Consider the following 3,521-nt stretch of genomic DNA (forward strand, 5'->3'; position numbering starts at 1 on the left):
CGGCCAACTCCCCACCCATCACACCCCGTCAACGACACACCCGATCAAACGGACACGCCACCGGCGAGTGAACCTGACCAAGCACTACTAGGAGCCGGTGCACATAGGCGAGCCCGGCCGTGGCACTTGCCCGGTACGTGGGCCCCTCGCCCTCGGCGAGCAGCAGGGCCTGCTCGAAGTGGTCGAGTGCTTCCGGGTAGCGGTCGAGGATGGTGGTGAGTTCGCCGAGGCAGCGGTGGATTTTCGCGGCGCTGTGACGGTCACTGCTGCTGAGGGCCGCTTTGAGCGCCCGGTTCTGAAGCCTCTCCCAATCGTCGAAGTGACTGCCGACCTGGAAGAGGGTCGTGAGGGCGGTGGCAAGTCCGGCGGCGGGTGCGACACTCCCTCCTCGGTCCAGGGCCTGTTCCGCCACGGCGATGAGGAACTGGCGTTCGTCGTTGAACCAGGCGAGCGGGTCGGCGAGCAACTGGTCGGCCTCGGCGGGGGCCGGCTGCCATGAGGCCAGGTCGAGCTGCGAGATGCCCTGGAAGTCGACGCTGAGGGTGTCCGCGGCGAGATCGGCGAGGTGCAGGCTCGCCCCGAGTAATCGGGTGAGGGCGGCCGCGCGCTCCCGCTCGGGGATGTCCTTCTCCGCGCACTCCCTGGCGAACAGCCTTATCAAATCGTGAAGTTGGTATCGGAATCCGGCTGCGTTCACCGAACAGGTCTGCACCAGGTGTACTTCGACCAGGTCGTCGAGGACTGCCTCCGCCTCGGGCAGGCCGGTGTCCAGCAGCGCGGCCAGGGCCCAGGCGGCGAAGCTCGGTCCGGGCAGGTACGTGATCAGACCCAGGGCGTGCTGGGTGGCCGTGGACATCTGCTGATAGGTCAGTCGGAGACTTGCCCGTACGGCGATGTGGCCGACGGCCAGCTCGTCGAGCTTGCGTTGCTCGTCCGCGAGGGCGCGTGCCACTTTGGCCAGGGGCCAGTGCGGCCGGGCGGCCAGCCGCGCACCGGCGACCCATACCGCCAGGGGAAGGCCACCGCAGGTTTCCACGATGGAACGGGCGGAACCGGAGTCGGCGTCGGTCCGGTCCCGGCCCAGCATCTCGCGCAGCAGGTCGAGTCCCGTCGTGGGGTCCAGTACGTCCAGGGGAAGCCGGCGGCCGTTCAGTTCCGCCATGGTCGTCCGGCTGGTGACGATGGTGGCGCAGCGCACACCGCTGGGCAAGAGGTCGCCCACCTGCTGGGCGCTGGCGGCGTTGTCCAGGACGACGAGCGTCTGCCGTCCCGCCAGCAGTGTGCGGTAGAGGTGTACGCGGCCGGTCAGCTCAGCGGGGACGGCGCCGCCGGGGATGCCGAGCGCACGGAGGAAGGTGCCGAGGACCGTGAACGGCTCGGCCGGATCGTCTCCGAAGCCCCGCAGGTCCGCGTGGAGCTGGCCGTCGGGGAAACGGGAAGCGAGCAGGTGCCCAGTACGTACGGCGAAGGCGGTCTTGCCCACTCCGGCGGGACCGGTGACCAGCAGTGTCACCGGGCCGGCCCGTTCTTCGCCGAGCAGTCGGCGCACCTCGTCCGTCTCGGCGTCCCGGCCGACGAAGAGTGACAGGTCCGCCGGGAGGAGCCGGGGGGCGAGCTGGCGTGCCATGTGCGGGCCCGCGTTCGCGACCGTGCCGCTCTTGGCCGGGCGTTTCGTGTCGGTGGCCGGTTGCGTGGCGGTGGCCGGTCGGGTGGTACCGGCCAATCTCGTGGTAGGGGGTGGGGCGGTGGAGCGGGGCGCGGCGAGCTGCGGGGCGGCGGTGAGAATTTGTTCGTGCAGTCGCCGCAGCGCCAAGCCGGGGTCGACGCCCAGCTCGTCGGCGAGTCGCCGCCGGGCGCGCTCGTACACCTCCAGAGCTTCGGCCTGCCGTTCGCACCGGTACAGGGCCAGGATCAGTTGTCCGATCGCGCGTTCGTCGAGCGGATACGCCTCGGCGCGGGCGGTCAATTCGCTCACCATCGTGTCGTGTTGGGCCAGGCGCAGCCGCACGTCGGCAAGCTCCAACTGGGCGGCCAGCCGCTCGCCGTCGAGTAGGTGGCGTTGCGCGTTGAACCACGGGGTGTCCACGCCGGTGAACGCGCTGCCCCGCCACAGCGCCAGCGCTTTTCTCCACAGGGCCTCCGCCTGCCCGTCGCCGCTCGCCTGCCGGGCCTTGGCCGACAGTTCGCGGAAGCAGTGTGCGTCCACCACCGAGGGTTCGACCGCCAGTCGGTAGCCGCCGCCCCGTTCCCGTGTGATGGCCGTACCGTCGGCAGCGAGTACGTGGCGCAGCCGGGAGAGGTATCCGTACAGCGTCCGGCGGCCGTTCGCCATCTCGGTGTTCCCCCACACCCGGTCCACCAGAGCATCGGCCGACACCGGCCGGTCCGCGTCGACGAGCAGCGCGGCGAGCACTCGCCGCTGCATCGCGTGCCCCACGTCGACCGGGGCCCCGTCCCGCCGTACCTCGATGGTTCCCAGGATCCCGAAGCGCGTGGCCATCAAACCCCCTGCAACACCCGGCCGACTCTACGCCACACACTCTGGGCGCCCCCGACCTGTGGTTCCAGGCGGATTCCAGCTTTTCCGAAGGTTTGCCGACGCCCGTCCCGGCACTGTGAGTGGCACGTCCCCGGACTGCGGGGAGAAGCCATCACACGGTCGCAATAGGCACCAGAGAAGGAGTCCGACATGCGTGTACGTCGCACCATCGTGTCTGCCGCTCTCGGCAGCACGCTTGCTCTCGGCGCGGTGGTCGCGCCCGCCCACGCGGCATCGACGGACGCATCCGCGAGTGTGGCGGGCGAAGCGCCGAACGGGACACCGTCGAATGCCCCCGCCGGCGCCCTGGCCTGTGGCATCACGCCCACGACGAACGGCTATGGGGGTGCCACCGTGACAACGGCCATCCATCTCAGGACCGGTCCGAGCAAGTACTGCGGCCCCGCCAGCGGCACGCTCTACGTGGACCAGCGACTCGGCGGCTGGTGCAAGTACTGGAACGGGTCGAACTGGTGGTACTACGTCAGCGTCGGAGGCGCGGCCCCGTACGGCTGGATCTACGGGGGCAACGTCTCGGGCGAGGAAACGATCAAAACGGTGTGCGACGTCTGATGCGGGGCGGGTGTGCCGTGATGTGACGCCGACCTGTCCGGGGCTTGGCCGGCCCTACCGGGCAAGCCCCGGGCGGGAGCAGGCATCTACGACGCCGGGCTCACTCCGCCCGTCCGACCAGCAGGTCTGTCTGCAAGGCCGCGGAACGCGGCTACCTCCTGCAGGTGGTGAGGGACGACAGCCCTGTACCCCTTGCCGAGAAGGTCCTTTCGCACTGGCCCGCGTTCCGACCCCGCCGCCCATGCGGCGGGGTCGGAACTGCTCATGCTTGGCTACATGCTCTGGCCTGACACTGTCATCCCCGACTCGCTGATCGGGGTTGCGTCCAGGGAAGTGGTGTACGGGTTCGACCTGATCCGGGGGTTTGCTCCGGCATCGAGATGAAGCCCGCATAGACGAACGGCCACCG

At 69.7% G+C, this 3,521-nt stretch carries 2 protein-coding genes; one reads left to right on the forward strand and one right to left on the reverse strand.

All coding sequences use genetic code 11. From position 1 onward, the window contains the following. Window positions 1-28 precede the first annotated feature (28 nt). Window positions 29-2,500, reverse strand: a complete 2,472-nt coding sequence (locus tag ABZ719_RS37370; RefSeq protein ID WP_366729624.1) for a BTAD domain-containing putative transcriptional regulator — start codon at window positions 2,498-2,500, stop codon at window positions 29-31. Between the two features lie 189 nt (window positions 2,501-2,689). Here ABZ719_RS37370 and ABZ719_RS37375 point away from each other — a divergent pair, with 189 nt between their 5' ends. Beyond that, window positions 2,690-3,112 (forward strand): hypothetical protein, encoded by a 423-nt coding sequence (locus tag ABZ719_RS37375; RefSeq protein ID WP_366729625.1) that lies wholly within the window; start codon window positions 2,690-2,692, stop codon window positions 3,110-3,112. Window positions 3,113-3,521 lie beyond the last annotated feature (409 nt).

The sequence above is a fragment of the Streptomyces sp. NPDC006743 genome (assembly GCF_040703815.1).
GTDB lineage: Bacteria > Actinomycetota > Actinomycetes > Streptomycetales > Streptomycetaceae > Streptomyces.